16 protein-coding genes are annotated in these 16,354 nt (G+C 66.2%); 7 read left to right on the forward strand and 9 right to left on the reverse strand.

The annotated features are described in order from the left end of the window. Positions 1–162: 162 nt before the first annotated feature. Positions 163–765 carry a CBS domain-containing protein gene (locus DB032_RS22140; RefSeq protein WP_107801360.1) on the forward strand — a complete coding sequence of 201 codons (603 nt, stop codon included), beginning with the start codon at positions 163–165 and terminating at the stop codon, positions 763–765. 89 nt (positions 766–854) lie between these two features. Beyond that, complete coding sequence (locus DB032_RS24845; RefSeq protein ID WP_107801361.1) at positions 855–1,715, forward strand: methylated-DNA--[protein]-cysteine S-methyltransferase; 861 nt, start codon at positions 855–857, stop codon at positions 1,713–1,715. Here the strand turns inward: DB032_RS24845 and DB032_RS22150 are convergent. Further along, a complete protein-coding gene (locus DB032_RS22150; RefSeq protein ID WP_107801362.1) occupies positions 1,712–2,566 on the reverse strand; it encodes a LysR family transcriptional regulator in 855 nt (284 codons plus the stop codon). The two genes, DB032_RS24845 and DB032_RS22150, sit on opposite strands and share 4 nt — an antisense overlap. An 82-nt stretch (positions 2,567–2,648) precedes the next feature. Here DB032_RS22150 and DB032_RS22155 point away from each other — a divergent pair, with 82 nt between their 5' ends. Further along, a complete protein-coding gene (locus DB032_RS22155) occupies positions 2,649–3,083 on the forward strand; it encodes a hypothetical protein (protein WP_227105935.1) in 435 nt (144 codons plus the stop codon). Positions 3,084–3,121: 38 nt separating this feature from the next. Here DB032_RS22155 and DB032_RS22160 read toward each other — a convergent pair whose 3' ends face one another. Together DB032_RS22160 and ompR are read right to left on the reverse strand one after the other, a co-directional pair. Further along, the gene (locus DB032_RS22160) at positions 3,122–4,426 is read right to left on the reverse strand and encodes an ATP-binding protein (protein ID WP_107801364.1); all 1,305 of its coding nucleotides are present in this window, start codon (positions 4,424–4,426) and stop codon (positions 3,122–3,124) included. Between the two features lie 3 nt (positions 4,427–4,429). Beyond that, positions 4,430–5,155 carry a two-component system response regulator OmpR gene (ompR, locus tag DB032_RS22165; RefSeq protein ID WP_043636475.1) on the reverse strand — a complete coding sequence of 242 codons (726 nt, stop codon included), beginning with the start codon at positions 5,153–5,155 and terminating at the stop codon, positions 4,430–4,432. Positions 5,156–5,455: 300 nt separating this feature from the next. Here ompR and DB032_RS22170 point away from each other — a divergent pair, with 300 nt between their 5' ends. Beyond that, entirely contained in the window at positions 5,456–5,797 is a 342-nt protein-coding gene (locus DB032_RS22170; protein ID WP_107801365.1) for a hypothetical protein, read from the forward strand. Positions 5,798–6,123: 326 nt separating this feature from the next. Then, a complete protein-coding gene (locus tag DB032_RS22175; RefSeq protein ID WP_146176767.1) occupies positions 6,124–6,594 on the forward strand; it encodes a hypothetical protein in 471 nt (156 codons plus the stop codon). A gap of 6 nt (positions 6,595–6,600) precedes the next feature. On the opposite strand, the gene DB032_RS22180 is transcribed toward DB032_RS22175, so the two are convergent. Further along, positions 6,601–7,515 carry an amino acid ABC transporter substrate-binding protein gene (locus tag DB032_RS22180; protein WP_146176768.1) on the reverse strand — a complete coding sequence of 305 codons (915 nt, stop codon included), beginning with the start codon at positions 7,513–7,515 and terminating at the stop codon, positions 6,601–6,603. Positions 7,516–7,752: 237 nt separating this feature from the next. On the opposite strand from DB032_RS22180, the gene alr reads away from it, so the two are divergent. Together alr and DB032_RS22190 are read left to right on the forward strand one after the other, a co-directional pair. After that, positions 7,753–8,982, forward strand: a complete 1,230-nt coding sequence (gene alr / locus DB032_RS22185) for an alanine racemase (RefSeq protein ID WP_107801368.1) — start codon at positions 7,753–7,755, stop codon at positions 8,980–8,982. Between the two features lie 152 nt (positions 8,983–9,134). Then, on the forward strand, positions 9,135–9,428 hold the full coding sequence (locus DB032_RS22190; RefSeq protein WP_107802085.1) for a hypothetical protein: 294 nt from the start codon (positions 9,135–9,137) through the stop codon (positions 9,426–9,428). 67 nt (positions 9,429–9,495) lie between these two features. Here DB032_RS22190 and DB032_RS22195 read toward each other — a convergent pair whose 3' ends face one another. The 5 genes from DB032_RS22195 to parC form a co-directional block, all read right to left on the reverse strand. Continuing rightward, positions 9,496–9,711 carry a YdcH family protein gene (locus DB032_RS22195; protein ID WP_107801369.1) on the reverse strand — a complete coding sequence of 72 codons (216 nt, stop codon included), beginning with the start codon at positions 9,709–9,711 and terminating at the stop codon, positions 9,496–9,498. 242 nt (positions 9,712–9,953) lie between these two features. Further along, positions 9,954–10,751 (reverse strand): transporter substrate-binding domain-containing protein, encoded by a 798-nt coding sequence (locus DB032_RS22200; protein ID WP_233246762.1) that lies wholly within the window; start codon positions 10,749–10,751, stop codon positions 9,954–9,956. Positions 10,752–11,013: 262 nt separating this feature from the next. After that, the gene (locus DB032_RS22205; RefSeq protein ID WP_107801371.1) at positions 11,014–12,345 is read right to left on the reverse strand and encodes a sigma-54 dependent transcriptional regulator; all 1,332 of its coding nucleotides are present in this window, start codon (positions 12,343–12,345) and stop codon (positions 11,014–11,016) included. After that, a complete protein-coding gene (locus tag DB032_RS22210) occupies positions 12,338–13,891 on the reverse strand; it encodes a PAS domain-containing sensor histidine kinase (RefSeq protein WP_107801372.1) in 1,554 nt (517 codons plus the stop codon). Before DB032_RS22210 ends, DB032_RS22205 begins: the two co-directional genes overlap by 8 nt. Further along, the gene (gene parC, locus DB032_RS22215; protein ID WP_107801373.1) at positions 13,888–16,257 is read right to left on the reverse strand and encodes a DNA topoisomerase IV subunit A; all 2,370 of its coding nucleotides are present in this window, start codon (positions 16,255–16,257) and stop codon (positions 13,888–13,890) included. Before parC ends, DB032_RS22210 begins: the two co-directional genes overlap by 4 nt. Positions 16,258–16,354: the final 97 nt, after the last annotated feature.

The following is a 16,354-nucleotide window of genomic DNA, read 5'->3' on the forward strand; positions in this document are numbered from 1 at the left end:
CGCGGTTCTCCCGAGGCCGCCGGCCCGGGAAGGACGTGCAAAATCCAGTCATGCCCCAGGCCGGTCCACGCCGTCGGAGAACTTCCGAGCGGACAGATCGAATATGACGGGCGCAAAGCGCCGCCGCATCGACTCCGCTGTCTAAGAAGACAAGGAGCTACCATGTTAGCCAACTACAGCGTGTTGCCCACGATGAGCCTGCCGTCCACCACCGACCTGGTGCGCCTGGATCAGCGCCCGCACCCGCCTATCACCCTGAACAGCCCGGCCTTGGACGTGATGACCGATTTGCGGCTGATCAATCCGGTGGGCATTCATCAGAACGCCAGCTTGCGCGAAGCGCACGACCGAATGATCAGCCACGGCATCCGGCTGCTGTTCGTCCACGATGGCGACGGACAGTTCGCCGGCCTGATCACCGCCACCGATCTGCTGGGCGAGCGGCCCATCCAGTGCATGAAGGAACACGGCAAGCACTATGCGGACATCGGCGTGGGCGATGTGATGACGCCGCGCAAGCAGCTGGAAGCCTTGAACCTGGGCGATATCGAACACGCCAGCGTGGGCCATATGGTGGCGACGATGAAGCAGATGGGACGCCAGCACGCGCTGGTGGCGGAGTTCAACCCCGGCAGCGGCCATCACGAATTGTGCGGCCTGTTCTCCACCTCCCACATGGCCAGGCTGCTGGGTATGCCGCTTTCCTTCATCCGCGTGCCGCAGGCCCTGTCGGAAATTCAATATTCCTTGCTGCACGCGATATGAGGGGCGCGGCGCGCAAGTGGGCAAGAATCGGGTCGCCGCGGCGGCCCGATCTGCTTATGCTGGGGCTGTGATCGAATGGAGAGCAGACCATGCACGGCGAAATTCTCGAGGAAGACCGCGACTACGGCCGCATTCGCGACGCCATCCGCTATCTGGTGGCCAACGCCGAGCGCCAGCCGGAGCTGGCCGAGCTGGCCGGCGCGCTGCACCTGTCGGAATCGCGCTTGCAGCGCTTGTTCACCCGCTGGGCCGGCGTCAGCCCCAAGCGCTTTTTGCAGCATCTGACCTGCGAGGCCGCCAAGGCCAGGCTGAGCGGACAGGCCTTGTTGCCGCTATCGCATGAACTGGGCTTGTCCGGCGGCGGGCGTTTGCATGATCTGTTCGTGACGCTGGAGGCGATGACCCCGGGCGAATACCGCAACGGCGGCGCCGGATTGGCGATCGAATGGAGCGTGGAAGCCAGCCGTTTCGGCCCGGTGCTGGTGGCGCGGACCGCGCGTGGGGTGTGTGCGGCGCAATTCGTCGCGGACGAGAAAGAGGCCGTGGCCTGGCTGAGCCGGCGCTGGCCCAAGGCCGCGTTGAGCCATGTTCCCGGCGGCGGCGCTGAGGTGGCCGCGGCCATGTTCGAGCCGCTGCGCGCCGAAGGCCAGGCGCCGCTGGCGCTGCGGGTGCAGGGCAGCAATTTCCAGATCCAGGTCTGGCGCGCGCTGCTGTCCATTCCCTACGGCGGCTTCGCCAGTTACGGCCAGATCGCCGCCGCGGTGGGGCGGCCGCGCGCCGCGCGGGCGGTGGGCAGCGCGGTGGGCGCCAATCCGGTGGCCTGGCTGATTCCCTGCCACCGGGTGATACGCGCCGAGGGCGCTTTGGGCGAATACCGCTGGGGCGCGGAACGCAAGGTGGAGTTGATAGGCTGGGAAGGCGCGGTGATGGCGGGTTTGCAGCCGGCCTAGGCCGCGAACTGGCCCAGCGCGCGGAAGAACAGCCGGGACAGCAATTCCAGCCCGTCGTCGTCGCGCTGGCGGTAGAGCGCCAGCGGCACCGCCGGCAACGGCGGCAGGCTGTGTTCCGGCAAGGGCCGCAGCTGCGCGGAGACGGCGTCGGGAAACAGGGCGCCCACGCCCAGGCCCGCTTCCAAGGCCGCTTGCACCGCCAGCTGACTGGTGCTTTCGAAGACGATGCGATAAGGCTGGTCAAGCTGGTGCAAGGCGCGCAGCATCGCGTCGCGCCAGCTGCAAGGCGCGGAGAACATCACCAAGGGCAGGACCTCCGCTTCCGGTTTCACGCCGTCGCGCGCCAACCATTGCAATGGGTATTCCAGCACCCAGCTCGGCGTCCGCTCCAGCCCGCACTGACGCGGGTTGGCGATCAGCAGATCCAGTTCTCCCTGGCGAAAAGCCGGGCTGAGTTCCCGTTCCAGGGCCACCCGCACTTCGAGCTGCCACTGCGGCTGGGTGGCGGCGAAGTCGGCCAGCACCTGCGGCAGATGACGGCTGATCACATCCTCGATCAGGCCCACCCGGCAACGCCGCGCGGCGGCGGGCGCGGCCGTCGGCTGCATCTGTTCGGTCAGGCTGACGATGCGTTCGGCGTAGGGCAGCAATTGCAGCCCCGCCGCGGTGAGGCTGACGCCGCGCGGAGAGCGTCGCAACAGGGTCTGGCCGCAGTGCTGTTCCAGTTTGCGCAGTTGCAGGCTCAAGGCGGGCTGCGTGCGCCCCAAGTCCGCCGCCGCGCGGTTGATGCTGCCGTGGCGCGCCACCGTGATCAGCGCACGCAGCAAGCCGGTGTCCAAATCTCCAGTCATGATTTTTTCTTATAACAATGCCCTGATTTTTCAGTCTACCTATAAGCGGCGGGAAAGTTTAGCCTAGGGACGGATATTTCTCATGAGGCGTTCAAACATGTTCATCGCGGCTTTATTGCTGGCGGTCGCCGGCTCCGTCGTCTATCACCTGTCGATCAAGCAGGTGCCGGAGGCGGCGAATCCTTTCTTTTCATTGGCGGTCAGTTACGGCGTGGCCATGCTGGTGTGCGTGCTGGGGATGTGGTGGCTGCCCGGCGGCGGCCAGCGCGGGCTGGCCGCGCTGAACTGGAGCAGCCTGGGCGTGGCGGCGGGCATCGTCGGCATCGAACTGGGCTTTTTGCTGGCCTATCGCGCCGGCTGGCATGTCGGCTACGCGGCGCTCAGTTCCAATGTGCTGACCGCGCTGGTGTTGCTGCCGCTGGGCTATCTGCTGTTTCGCGAACAGCCGTCGCTGGGCAAGCTGGGCGGCATGGCCTTGAGCATGGGCGGGCTGTGGATGATGCTGCGCTTCCGCTGAGCGCCGCCCGGTAGACGGGCGACGCTCGGACCGCGTCCTCAAGCGGCGTTCAGCGGCAGATGGACGGCCAGCTTGAAGCCGTCCGCCTGATCGCAGAACTCCAGCCGTCCGCGGTGTTGCTTGACCACGCGGCTGACGATGGCGAGGCCGAGGCCGCTGCCGCCGTCGGTGCCGCGGTGTTCGGCCAGCCGTTCGAACGGCGCCAGCGCGGTTTCGCGCAGCTCGGCCGGAATGCCCTTGCCGTGGTCCAGCACGCTGAGCACGGCGAAGCCGTTGTCTTGTTCGACGCAGACCTCCACCGGCGGCGCGCCGTAGCGGCGCGCGTTTTCCAGCAGATTGGACAATAAGCGCTCCAGCGCCAGCCCGTCGCCTTGCAGCTCCGGCTCGGCCAGCCGCTTCAGGCGCACGTCCATGCCCTCGCGGGCGAAGCGCGACACCACGCTGGCGGCGAGGTCGGCCAGCGCCACCGGCTCCAGCCGGGTGGTTTCCTCGGCGCGGGCGAAGTCGATGAACTGGCGGACGATCTGCGACAGCTCGTCGATGTCGGCCAGCATATCGTGCTGATCTGGGCTGTCCTGCTGCAGTTCCAGCGAGAGCTTGAGCCGGGTCAGCGGCGTGCGCAGATCGTGGGACAGGCCGGCCAGCATCAGCCGGCGCTCGCGCGCGGCGCTGTCCAGCGCTTGCGCCATCAGGTTGAAATTATGCGCCAGCACCTTCACCTCGCGCGGGCCGTCCTCCGGCACCGCGGCCGGCATGGTGCCGGCGGCCAGTTCCCGGCTGGCCAGCACCACGCGGCTGATCGGCCGCGTCACCCGCCAGGCGACGACAAAGGCCAGCAGGCTGGCGACGATGGAGGCCAGTAGCGCCGCCTGCATGATGGTGTTGATCGGGCGGTCGCTGTAGCGGCCGAAGGGCAGCACCAGCCAGTAGGCCTGGTCCAGCACGTGCACATTGACCCAGAGCTCGCTGCGATCGTCGATCTGGGCGTGGCGCACTTCTATCGGCTCGTTGAGGCCGTGCGACAGCCGCTGCGCCAGGGTCTCGCCCAGGCGCGGCACGTAGTCGGTGAAATTGACGCCTTGATCGGCGTTGATCGGCAGCAGGCGCGGCAGGCCGGGCCGGTTGTAGCCGGCCAGGAATTCGGCGCGCTCGGTGTTGGTCATCGCCTCCATCGTGCCTTCCAGGAAGGCCAGGGTGTCCACCGTCTGCGAATACAGCTGCTTGTCCAGCAGTTTGTGGCGTTCGCCGGCGGCCATCCACAGGGTGACGAACTGGGTGGTCAGCACCACCAGCACCACCAGCACCGCCAGCCGGAAAAACAGCGAGCCGGTCAGCTTGCGCACCGCTTACTCCCGCGGCGTGCCGTCCGGCACGAATACATAGCCGTAGCCCCATACCGTCTGGATGAAGCGCAGCTGGCTGTCCCCGCTTTCCAGCGCCTTGCGCAACCGGGAGATATGCACGTCTATACTGCGGTCCAGCGATTCGCCGTTGCCCTTGCCCAGCGCCATTTCCATCAATTGCTCGCGGGTCAGCGGCCGGCGCGGATGGCTGACCAGCACCGACAGCACCGCGAATTCCGCGCTGGTCAGCGTCACCGGCTGGCCGGCCTTGCGCAGTTCCCGCTGGCCCAGATTGAGCACGAATTCGCCGAAGCTCACTTCCTCGTCGGCGTCGTGGCGCGCGCCCAGCGCCGGCGTGGCGTGATGACGGCGCAGCACCGACTGGATGCGGGCGGTGAGCTCGCGCGGATTGAACGGTTTGGGCAGGTAGTCGTCGGCGCCCATTTCCAGGCCGAGGATGCGGTCGATGTCCTCGCCGCGCGCGGTGAGCATGATCACCGGAATGGTTTCGCCCTGGGCGCGCAGCCGGCGTACTACGGCCAGCCCGTCCTCGCCCGGCATCATCACGTCCAGCACCATCAGGTCCGGACGATTGCGCGCCAGCTTGCGGTCCAGGTCCTTGGAGTCCGGCAGGGCCTCCACCGCGTAGCCTTGCTGGCTCAGATAGCGGGTGAGCAGCTCGCGCAGCTTGGCGTCGTCGTCGACGACCAGTATCTTATTGTGTTCCATGCGATTTTTCCTCGGAGCGGTGTGTCAGCTTAGCGGCTGGCCCCGGGCTGCGGCAGCGCGCCTGATGAAGATATGTTAAGCCGGTTCCCGCGATCACACACCTTAACAAATCAGCGATTGTCGCTCATGTCTGCCTCATGCTGCGAGTCTAGGCTGCCTAATGAGGCGTTCCGGCGGTTTGGCCGCGGGGAGATGCCTTTGGCATCGGCGGCGCATGGTGTATGCTGTCCGCCCTCGCCGGCTCGGATCTTGGGATCCAGAGGCCTTTACCAGCCCCTTCGACAGGATAAAACAGCTTTCATGACGCGGTTGCCGATTCTTCTCATCTTTGCCTTGCTGCAAGCGCTCGCCGGCGCGCCGGCCCTGGCGCGAGGGAAGGAGCGCGGCCCCATGCCGCCGGACCTGGAGCCGGCGCCTAGCCGCCGCTGCCAGGCGCGGCCGGATCCTGACTGCAAGGAATTGCGCCGCCTGCGCAATTTGCGTCTGCGCGAAGCGGTGCAGGACGGCGATTTGCCGCCGGAGCTGATGCATCGCGCGCCGCCGCCCTACTGGCGGATGAACCCGGACGGCGCCGCGCCGCCGCCGCCGGATCGCGTCAAGCCTCATTTCTGGCGCGACCGCCGCAAACGCGGCTCGGAGTGAGTCTCCGACGCGTCAAGCCCGGCTGGCGAAGCGGGATTTCTATTGATAAGCTTTGAATAGAGTACGCCAGCCTTTTCATTCCAATTCCAATTCTCATTGCCGGAACGGTTTGCGGAGCAAAACGATTTCGCCGGCATGAGCCTGGCTGGCCGTCCGCCGCGCCGTTAGCGCGCAGCGTCGTTTTCGCCCAATAAAAGCGGTTCACGCTCTCGCGAGCGATAAGGCGTTGCGGCTGAGAAAGCGAACAGTACACGCGGCGCATCAGCATTTCGACATTGAGCGGATCGTCAACAGCGGTGCTTAGGCGGGCGTGGAGATAAGCGGTCATGCGCAAGGGGCATGCCTTGAAAAACAATAGGGGATACGGCGCGTTGCGGCGCGCCTGGGGATGGGGGCTGGTCTTGTGCTGGCTGGCGGACGCGGCGGCGGCGCAATGGGATTGCAGCCGCGCCACCGCGCCGCAGCGCTGCGAGCTGCACCGTCAGGGCACGATGGCCTGCAATGATTTGCCGGTCAACGGGCGGCACGCCTGCCTGGAATTTTACACGCCGGCCTTGAGCTGCCTGCGCGAGCGCGACGCCAAGCGTTGCGAAGCCTTGCGGGCGGCGCACAGTTCTTGCGACGGGCTGGAAGGCAAGGCGCGCCGCGTCTGCATCAACGAGCGGCTGCCGCCGCCGGATTGCGCGCGTTCGGCCAACCCCGCGCGCTGCCGCGCCCGCGCCGAGGCCGAACTCAAATGCGCCGACCGCGAAATAGCCCAGCGGCTGTGCGTGCGCCAGGCCTTGCAAGCGGAGTGAGCGCGTTTATTTAGCCGTGGTCGGATCGAACCACAGGCCGCGGTCGGCGAAGGGCGTGCTGGGCGGCAGGAAGGGGTTGTCGATGCGGATTAGCCGCCGGTGCTTCAGGTCCAGCCGCTGGATCAGCCCGGCGTGGTATTTCTGGAACAGCCGCTGGTATTCGCCGTTGCGCAGCATCAGCCGCATGCCCTGTTCCACGCGTTGCGCCAGCTTCTGCCCTTCCGCGTCGCGGCCGAACCAGAAATAGGTGGGCAGCGGGTAGTACAGCAATAAAGACCGCTCCAGCGCGATATGCTTGTATTGCGGCTGGTAAACGCGGATCTCCTCCTCCACTTCCGCCACGCCGCGCGAGAACGCGTCGCCCAGACCGCGTTCCAGCATGCGGAACAGGCCCTCGTAATTGGGGTCGGTCACCACGGTTAGTCCGGCTTGCTTGAGGATGGCGTTGTCGCCCCAGCCGTCCCCCTGGATGACGCTGAAACGGCGCAAGTCGGCCAGACCCGTCACCGCGTCGAAATCCGCTTGCCGCGCGTCGCGGATCAGCAGCACGCGATAGCCGAGCAGGCCGCGGTCTATCGGAATCCGCACCGGCAGATAGCGGCGTTCGTAGTCGCGGTTGGTTTCGCGGATCACCACATTGAGCCGGCCGCGCGGGTGGCCCAGTTCCTGCAGCTGGCGGGCTTCGTTCATCCGCGGGGCGAAGCGCAGGCTGTAATCTCCCCAACGCGGGCGGGTGGCGTCCAGCGCCGCGCGCAGAATCGCCCAGTGATAGTCGTAGCGCTCGTCGGCGGGGGTTTCCGGCGCGTGGCCGACGTAGATCATTCCGGCCGCCTGAACGGACGGGGACATGCCGCCGGCCAAGGCGATGAGGACGGCCAGCCAGCAGCCGGCCAGCCGGCGAAGGAATAGGGATTGCCGCATCGGAATAACCTCGAGATGGCGCGCGGAAGCTGCGCGCCGCCCCTTCATGATGGATAGCCGCGCCGCGCCGCGCAAGGGCCGCTCGCCGTTGCCGGGTTTGCGCGCAGTCAAGCGCTTATGCAAAACCAGGACTAGCAGTGAATATTCATATCGACATGAATATATCTGCCTCCTATCATCTCCCGGATGCCGGAACGGCCTTGTCGGCAAGCGGCATTCACACTCGGGGGACGATTTATGCAATTCAAGAAAACACTGCTGGCCTTGTCGCTGGGCCTGGCCCTGGCGCCCGCGCTGACCATGGCGGCGCCGCCGTTGACCGCGGCCAACAGCGGCTCCACCGCGGAAGCGGCGCGCGGCAACGCCTGGCTGGAAATCGACAAGGCGGCGCTGGATCACAATCTGGCCGAGCTCAAGCGCCTGGTGGGCGCCGACACCAAGGTGTGCGCCATTTTGAAGGCGGACGCCTACGGCCACGGCATCGCCAACGTGATGCCGTCCATCATCGCCCAGGGCATTCCCTGCGTGGGCATCGCCAGCAATGAAGAGGCCCGCGTGGCCCGCGCCAGCGGCTATAAGGGCGTGGTGGCGCGCGTGCGCAGCGCCACGCAGGAAGAGATAGCGGACGGCCTGCAATACGATATGCAAGAGCTGGTGGGCAATCTGGAACTGGCGCGCCAGGCGTCCGCGCTGGCCAAGCGCCAGGGCAAGACGCTGCAAATCCATCTGGCCATCAACTCCGCCGGCATCAGCCGCAACGGCGTGGAGCTGGCCAGCAAGCAAGGCCGCCGCGACGCGCTGGCCATGCTCAAGCTGCCCAATCTGCAAGTGGTGGGCATCATGACCCACTTCCCGGTGGAGGATAAGGCCGACGTGGAAAAAGGCCTGGCGGCCTTCAAGCAGGAAAGCGCCTGGCTGATCAAGGCGGGCGGTCTGGACCGCAGCAAGATCACCCTGCACTGCGCCAACAGCTTCGCCACGCTGGAAGTGCCGGAAGCGCGGCTGGACATGGTGCGTCCGGGCGGCGCCATCTTCGGCGACACCGTGCCCAGCCATACCGAATATCTGCGCGTGATGGCCTTCAAATCGCGCGTGGCGGCGGTGAACCGCTATCCGGCCGGCAACACCGTCGGCTACGACCGCACTTACACCCTGAAGCGCGAGTCCTTGCTGGCCAATATCCCGGTCGGCTATTCCGACGGCTATCGCCGCGCCTTCACCAATAAGGCGCATGTGCTGATCAACGGCCAGCGCGCGCCGGTGGTGGGCAAGGTGTCGATGAATACGCTGATGGTGGACGTGACCGAGATTCCGGGTGCCAAGATCGGCGACGAGGTGGTGTTGTTCGGCAAGCAGGGCAAGGGCGAAATCGGCGCCGCCGAGCTGGAGGACATCAACGGCGCCTTGCTGGCCGACCTGTACACGGTGTGGGGCAATTCCAACCCCAAATTGCTGGTGAACCGCTAGCGCCGGTTCAAGGCCGCGCGCGTTTTGAATAGGCGCTGAGCCTGGCCGCGCCGCCGCCGTTCGCGGCGGCGGCGTGTGAGTCTTCACAGTCTGCTGGCGAATTGCCCTGGTTTGGACTTAGATGAATCATGTTCACGCATCAGGAGTGCGCCATGCAGTTCGACGAAGTTCGCCCAGAGCATTTCACCACGCTGTCCCGCAACCCGTTTCCGCATATTCTGATCGACCGGGCCTTGCAGCAGATCGCCGGCGGCAGCGCCGATGGCTCGCAGTTCCGCAAGGACGTGCTGGCCGCGGCGGGCTGGAGCCATGGCGGGCTGACGCCGTTCGGCAAGTATCCGGCCGACGCCTGCGTGGCGTTCAACCGCATCCGCAAGGTTCTGGAAGTGACCCAGGAGCCTGGCGCGATTCTGGCGGAGCTGGAGAAGGACGCGCCCACGGTCTGAAGCCCGGCGCGCATCATGCAAAAGCCCGCCTGTCGGCGGGCTTTGTTCTTGCGCGCAGACGCCGGATCTAGCCGGCGGCCTTTCTCAGGATGATGTACAACTCATCCTTCAGCCGCAGCTTTTCCTTTTTCAGGGTTTCGATTTCGAAGTCGACGGAAGGCTCGATGCGCGCTTCCATATTCTTGATCTTCTGGTCCAGGTCGTTGTGTTTGTTGAACAGGCGGGTGAAGTGCTCGTCTTCGGTTTTCAGCTTGCTGATCAGTTCGCGGTATTCGGGAAACATGGGCGACTCCTTGGGCGGGTGGATACATGGAGCGGCTGACGACGCGGACCCGGGCGAAGCCTAAGGGCAAAGACAGCGGCCGTCAGCGATCAGATATTGCCAAACCATGCTAACACCGCGCGGCGGCGAAGGTTATTGATCCAGAGCAGACACCCACCCTTAGGCCAGCCGGGCGCGGCAAGGTGCGCTCAGAGTCTGTTCAACGCCGTATCGCCGAAGCGCGGCAGATTTTGAACGGGTTCTCAGGGCTTGAACCAGGGGCGTCCGCGCTGGGTGGGCAGCTGATAGCGTTCGGCCAGTTTCTCGTAGCCGCCGGCGGCGGCGAAGCGGCGCAGGCCCTGGTTGAAGCGGTCGCGGTCGCGGACGTCGCGGAAGGTCAGCCGGTAATGGGTGGGGGTGAACAGCGCGTACGGGCAGAGCTTGGCGCCGACGTCGATTTCCCGGCGCAGCTCGTGGCTCAACTGCTGGAAGATGTTGACGTCGGAAATCGCCACGTCGGCGCGCTCGCTGTACAGCAGGCGGTTGAGAGTGACCTGCGGCGATTCTTCCCGGTAGGACGTAATCTGCGGCGCCAGCGCGGCGAAGTCGGGGCCCAGGTAGAGGTGGGCGCCCTGGAAGGCGGCCACCCGGAAGCGGGCCAGGTCGTCCAGCCGGCGCAGGCGGATGCGGCGTTTGCACAGCGTGATCGCCATGTTCTGGTAGACGATGTAGGGCTCGGAAACATGGCCGCCGCTATTGGCGATGGCGGCATCCACCTGGCCGTTGGCCAGCCAGTTGTGCGCGCGCAGATTGGGGCCGAAGCGGATCTGGGGCTGATAGCCGGCCTGGATCAGGGCCTGGTGGACGATATCGTATTCCACGCCTTTGGCGCGCTCTGCGTCGATATAGGGCTGCTTGGTTTCGCCCAGCGCCACCCGGATCGACGGCAGCGCGGCTATCGGGGCGCTGAGCGCGCCGAACAGCAAGGCCGGCAAGGCGCGGCGGGCGAGGTGGAGCGGCGAGAAAGCCATGGGGCGGTAGCGGATATCGATGTCTTGCAATGGCGCGCGCGCTTGGGCGGGGCCGCCGAATAGATTATTTATAGCCGCTGGTCCGGGTCCGGTCTTGTCTGATGCGCGGACGCGGGCCGCGGCTGCCGCATTGTAGCGATTGCGCGGCCGGGCTTCCCGGCTTTCCGGCAAGGGGCCGGCAAAAAGCGAGAATATGGCTTATCCACAGGATTTGGCGCAATGCCGTGCTTATCCACAGCGTGCTTAGCGCAGAGCCTGCTGCGCTTCGGCGATGCCGTGTTGAAAACTCTTCTTATTTGATGCCCAGCCTTTCCATCCGATAACGCATGGAGCGGAAGGTCACGCCCAGCTGCTTGGCGGCCTGGGTGCGGTTGAAGCGGGTGCTTTCCAGCGCCTTGAGAATGGCCTCGCGCTCCACCCGGTCCAGAAAGTCCTGCAGCGCCTCGCCGTCGGCGCATGTCGGCGCTTCGCCGTCGCCGTGGCCGCCGTGATCGCCAGGCAGCAGTTGCAGGTCCGGCAATTCGATGCGGGCGTCGTTGGCCAGCGCCACCGCGCGCTCCAGGATGTTTTCCAGTTCGCGGAAATTGCCCGGGTAATTGTATTCCAGCAAGGCCTTGAGCGCCGCCGGCGCCAGCCGCGGTTTTTCATCGGGGGAAAAGCGTTCCAGCAGGCCGGCGATGTAGCGCGGCAGATCCTCGCGCAGTTCGCGCAGCGGCGGCATGCGCAGCGGCAGCACGTTCAGCCGGTAATACAGGTCTTGGCGGAAGCTGCCGGCGTCCACCCGCGCCGCCAGGTCTTTGTGGGTGGCGCAGATGATGCGCACGTCCACCGCTTCTTCCTGGGCGTTGCCGAGGCGGCGCACTTTCTTTTCCTGAATCGCGCGCAGCAGCTTGACCTGCATCGCCAGCGGCAGATCGGCCACTTCGTCCAGAAACAGCGTGCCGCCGTTGGCTTGCTGAAAGAAGCCGTCGCGGTCGTTGTCGGCGCCGGTGAACGCGCCTTTGCGGTAGCCGAAGAATTCGCTTTCCATCAGCGTTTCCGGGATGGCGCCGCAGTTGACCGGAATGAACGGCCGTTCGGCGCGCGCGCTGTGCTCGTGTATCATCCGCGCCGCCTGTTCCTTGCCGGTGCCGGACTCGCCGCTGAGGTAGACCGCGGCCTGGCTGCGCGCCAGCTTGCCGACCAGGCGCAAGGCTTCCTGGATCGCCGGGGATTCGCCGTCCAGCCGCACCGCGGCGCCGGGCTTGCCGTTGTCCACGCGCAGCACGGATTTCACCAGGCTGCGCAATTGCGCCAGGCTGACCGGTTTTTGCAGGTAGTCGAAGGCGCCCGCCTTCATCGCCAGCACCGCGTTGTCGGTGTTGCCGTAGGCGGTGATCACCGCGATGGGCACGTCCAGCCCCTGCGCGGCGATATGGCGCACCACCTCGATGCCCTCGCCGTCCGGCAGGCGCATATCGGTCAGCGCCAGGTCGAAGGGCTGGCTGTTCAGGCTGAGTTTGGCGGCGCCGACGCTGGCGGCGGTGGCCACGTCCAGCCCCATCTTGATCAGGGTCAGTTCCAGCAGTTCGCGGATGTCCGGTTCGTCGTCGATCACCAGCACGCGCAGGGAGGATTTAGCCATAAGCCTTGTGACAGATCAGACGGAACACGCCGCCGGGCGGGCAGTAGTCCAGCCGCGCGTCGTTGGCTTCCGCCAGCTCGCGCGCAATGTACAGGCCCAGTCCGGTGCCGGCGCTTTCCGTGGTGAAAAAGGGTTCGAACAAGCGGGCCTGGGCATCTTCGCTCATGCCCGGCCCATCGTCCATGACCTTGATGGTCAGGTGGTTTTCCACTTCGCCCACTTCGATGCGCACCGCGCCCGGCTGTTTGCTGGAGTAGCGCCAGGCGTTGGCCAGCAGATTATTGAGAATCTGGCCGAAATGGCCGCGGTCGAACTGGACCGCGGCGGCCTGCGCCTGGTAGACGCAGCAGATCGCGCCGGCGGCGGCGGCCTCCACCACGCCGAAGTGGTCCAGCAGTTCGTCCAGAAAAGGCTGCAGCCGGATGGGCTCGGGCTTGATCCGGTCGCGGCGGTTCAAGGCCAGCACTTCCTGCACCATGTGGTTGATGCGCTTGCTATTGCCTTGCACGATGCGGATCAGCCGCTGGCGCGCGGGATCGGTTTCGTCTTCGGCCAGCAGATCCGCCGCGTGGTTGATCGCCGACAGCGGGTTGCGGATTTCATGGGCGATATTGGCGGTGAGCCGTCCCAGCGCCGCCAGCTTCACGCGTTTGCCCTCTTCCGCCATGTCGGCCATATCACGCATGAACAGCAAGAGCGCGTGGTCGTCGCCCATCAGCACCGGCACCATGCGGCCCACCAATTGGCGGCCGCGGATATTGCGGTCTATGAAGCTGGGATTGGGCGGGCAGCCGTTGTGCCGCCAGCGCTCCACCAGCGGCAGCAGTTCCGGGACGACGTGGCCGCGGCGCATGGCGCCGAAGTAGCGCGCCGCCTGGTTGTTGAACTGGCGCAGCAGGCCGGACGGGTCCAGCACCACCACCGCGTCGCGCTGGCTTTGCAGCACCAGTTCGTTCAGGCGGTTGAGGTTGGCGATTTCGCCGCCGCGGCGGGTGGCCAAGGCCTCGGAGTCGCGCGCCACCCGGCCCAGCTTCCAGGTGACGATGGAGGTGATGAAGCCGGCGGTGGCCAGCAGCGCGGAGTAGTAGAAGTCGGAACCGCGGCCTATGCCCAGGTATTGCTCGACGCCGACGAAGGACAGCAGGATCAGGGTGGCGATGGAGGCGTAGAACAGCGCGTAGCGGCCGGAGGACAGCAGGCCGGCCACCGCCAGATAGGGCAGGAGCAGGATGCCGTAGCCGCTGCGCACGCCGTCGTTGATGCCCATCAGCAGCACGATCATCGCGATGTCGGCGGCGATGGCCAGGGTCAGTTGCAGGGTGTGGGCCAGCCGGCCGTTGCGCAGCAGGAACCAGGCGCCGATCAGCGCGGCGTAGACGCCGCTCCACAGATAGAAGGCCTTGCCGCCGGCCACCAGCGATTCGCCTTCGCGGTTGGCGAACAGCGACATCGCCAGCAGCACCAGCAGCAGCGCCGCCCGGAAGCTGTTGATGAAGACCAGCCCGCTGCGCGGGGTCAACGGCGTGGGCGGGCGGTCCCGGTTCATGTCGTCGGCAGCTCGCTGATGGCGCCGACGCTCCATTTCTTGGGCATCAGCTTGCCCTTCTTGCCGCGCTTGCCGGCGAACTCCGCCAGCGCCAGTTTTTCATCGGAGGCCTTGCCGCGCACCGACAGCGTGGACAGCAGCGCCTTGTCGCCGTTGACGAGGCCGACGGCGGTGAGGGCTTCGCCGTTGTCCAGCGCCATCAGCATCAGGCCGCGGCCCTTGGCCAGCTCCTTGAGCTCGGCGGCCGGGAAGGCCAGCAGCCGGCCGTTGTCGGCGGCGGCCACCAACTGGGTGGCTTCGACTATGCCGGCGGCTGGCAGCGGCGCCGGGGTCAGCACGGTTTCTTCCGGGTTCAGCGTCAGGAAGGCTTTGCCGGCCTTGACCCGGCCGGCCATGTCGCCCAGCTTGGCGATGAAGCCGTAACCGCCGGAACCGGCGACGACGAAGCGGGTCTCGTCCTTGCCGGACAGCATCTGCGCCGGCTTGGCGCCGTCCTGCAGGTCCACCAGCGAGGCCACCGGCACGCCGTCGCCGCGGCCGGTGGGCACGTCGGCCGGATCCACGGTGTAGGCGCGGCCCTTGGAGTCCAGCACGATCACCGACCACACGGTGCGGGTTTCCACCACGGTGTGCAGCGCGTCGCCGTCCTTGAAGGCCAGCGCGGCGAGGTCGACGTTGTGGCCGACGCGGGCGCGGATCCAGCCCTTTTGCGACAGGATGATGGTGACCGGCTCGTCGGCTATGGTCTGGGTCAGCACCGCGCGCTCGGCGGTCTTGATCTCGCTGCGGCGCTTGTCGCCGTATTTGGCGGCGTCGGCCTGGATTTCCTCGCGCATCATGGTGCGCAGCGCGTCCGGGGTGTCCAGCACATGGCGCAGGCCTTCGCGCTCCTCGCGCAGGTCGGACAGCTCTTTCTCCAGCTTGAAGCCTTCCAGCCGCGCCAGTTGGCGCAGGCGGATTTCCAGGATGTCCTCGGCCTGGATCTCGGTCAGGCCGAAGGCCTTGATCAGGTCCGGTTTGGGCTCGTCGGATTCGCGGATCACGCGTATCACTTCATCGATGTGGATGAAGGCGATCATCCGCCCTTCCAGGATGTGGATGCGCTTTTCCACCTGGGCCAGCCGGTGCTGCAGGCGGCGGGTGACGGTGGTGCGGCGGAAGTCCAGCCATTCGCTGAGGATGGGCTTGAGGCCTTTCTGACCCGGCCGACCGTCCAGGCCTATCATCACCAGGTTCATCGAGGCGTTGCCTTCCAGGCTGGTCTGCGCCAGCAAGGTGTTGATGAATTCGTCCGGGTCCTGGCGGCTGGATTTGGGTTCGAACACCAGGCGCACCGGGCACTCGCTGTCGGATTCGTCGCGCACGCGGTCCAGCAGCGACAACATCAGGCTCTTCAGGTTTTGCTGGTCCTGGGTCAGCGCCTTCTTGCCGGTCTTGACCTTGGGGTTGGTGGCTTCTTCGATCTCCGCCAGCACTTTCTGCGCGCTGGAGCCGGGCGGCAGTTCGGACACGATCACGCGCCACTGGCCGCGCGCCAGTTTTTCCACTTCCCATTTGGCGCGCACGCGCACGCTGCCGCGGCCGCTCTCATAGGCGGCGAGGATGTCTTCGGCCGGGGTGATGATCTGGCCGCCGCCGGGGAAGTCCGGGCCGGGCACGTATTGCATCAGCGCCGCGGTGTCCAGTTCCGGATCGTCCAGCAGCGCGACGCAGGCTTGGGCCACTTCGGTCAGATTGTGCGGCGGGATTTCGGTGGCGAGCCCCACGGCGATGCCGGAGGCGCCGTTGAGCAGCACCATGGGCAGGCGCGCCGGCAGCAAGCGCGGCTCTTCGAAGGCGCCGTCGTAATTGGGCACGAAGTCCACGGTGCCCATGTCGATTTCCGACAGCAGCAGATCGGCGATCGGCGTCAGCCGCGCCTCGGTGTAACGCATCGCCGCCGCGCCGTCGCCGTCGCGGCTGCCGAAGTTGCCCTGGCCGTCGATCAAGGGGTAGCGCAGCGTAAAGTCCTGCGCCATGCGCACCAGCGCCTCGTAGGCGGAGCTGTCGCCGTGAGGATGGTATTTACCCAGGATCTCGCCGACCACGCGCGCGGATTTCACCGGCTTGGCGCCGTGGGCCAGGCCCATGTCGCGCATCGCGTACAGGATGCGGCGCTGCACGGGTTTCTGGCCGTCGGCCACTTCCGGCAGCGCGCGGCCCTTGACCACGCTCATCGCGTATTCCAGGTAGGCGCGCTCGGCGTAAAGGTCCAGCGGAATCCACTCGCCGTCGTCGGCGTCTGCCGCGGGCGGAGTGGGCGGCGGCGGGGTCAGGGCGGCGGCGCCGTCCGGCGTAATCTCGGCAAACAGATCGGTATCGTTCATATGGGCAAGGCAGGAGTTGAATCGGTTAGCGTTCATCGGCCGGCGTTTGCGCCACGGCAAAGCCTGTCCTCACGGTTATAGCTGGCAAACACGCCTT

The organism is Chromobacterium sp. Panama, assembly GCF_003052555.1.
Lineage (GTDB): Bacteria > Pseudomonadota > Gammaproteobacteria > Burkholderiales > Chromobacteriaceae > Chromobacterium.

Excerpts from the sequence above, each read along its gene's own strand:
- DB032_RS22175 (WP_146176767.1), top strand. The coding sequence starts at position 6,124 with ATGCGCAAGGGGCATGCCTTGAAAAACAATAGGGGATACGGCGCGTTG.
- DB032_RS22210 (WP_107801372.1), bottom strand. The coding sequence starts at position 13,891 with ATGAACCGGGACCGCCCGCCCACGCCGTTGACCCCGCGCAGCGGGCTG.
- parC (WP_107801373.1), bottom strand. The coding sequence starts at position 16,257 with ATGAACGATACCGATCTGTTTGCCGAGATTACGCCGGACGGCGCCGCC.
- DB032_RS22150 (WP_107801362.1), bottom strand. The coding sequence starts at position 2,566 with ATGACTGGAGATTTGGACACCGGCTTGCTGCGTGCGCTGATCACGGTG.
- ompR (WP_043636475.1), bottom strand. The coding sequence starts at position 5,155 with ATGGAACACAATAAGATACTGGTCGTCGACGACGACGCCAAGCTGCGC.
- alr (WP_107801368.1), top strand. The coding sequence starts at position 7,753 with ATGCAATTCAAGAAAACACTGCTGGCCTTGTCGCTGGGCCTGGCCCTG.
- DB032_RS22155 (WP_227105935.1), top strand. The coding sequence starts at position 2,649 with ATGAGGCGTTCAAACATGTTCATCGCGGCTTTATTGCTGGCGGTCGCC.
- DB032_RS22140 (WP_107801360.1), top strand. The coding sequence starts at position 163 with ATGTTAGCCAACTACAGCGTGTTGCCCACGATGAGCCTGCCGTCCACC.
- DB032_RS22180 (WP_146176768.1), bottom strand. The coding sequence starts at position 7,515 with ATGCGGCAATCCCTATTCCTTCGCCGGCTGGCCGGCTGCTGGCTGGCC.
- DB032_RS22195 (WP_107801369.1), bottom strand. The coding sequence starts at position 9,711 with ATGTTTCCCGAATACCGCGAACTGATCAGCAAGCTGAAAACCGAAGAC.
- DB032_RS22205 (WP_107801371.1), bottom strand. The coding sequence starts at position 12,345 with ATGGCTAAATCCTCCCTGCGCGTGCTGGTGATCGACGACGAACCGGAC.
- DB032_RS22170 (WP_107801365.1), top strand. The coding sequence starts at position 5,456 with ATGACGCGGTTGCCGATTCTTCTCATCTTTGCCTTGCTGCAAGCGCTC.
- DB032_RS22190 (WP_107802085.1), top strand. The coding sequence starts at position 9,135 with ATGCAGTTCGACGAAGTTCGCCCAGAGCATTTCACCACGCTGTCCCGC.
- DB032_RS24845 (WP_107801361.1), top strand. The coding sequence starts at position 855 with ATGCACGGCGAAATTCTCGAGGAAGACCGCGACTACGGCCGCATTCGC.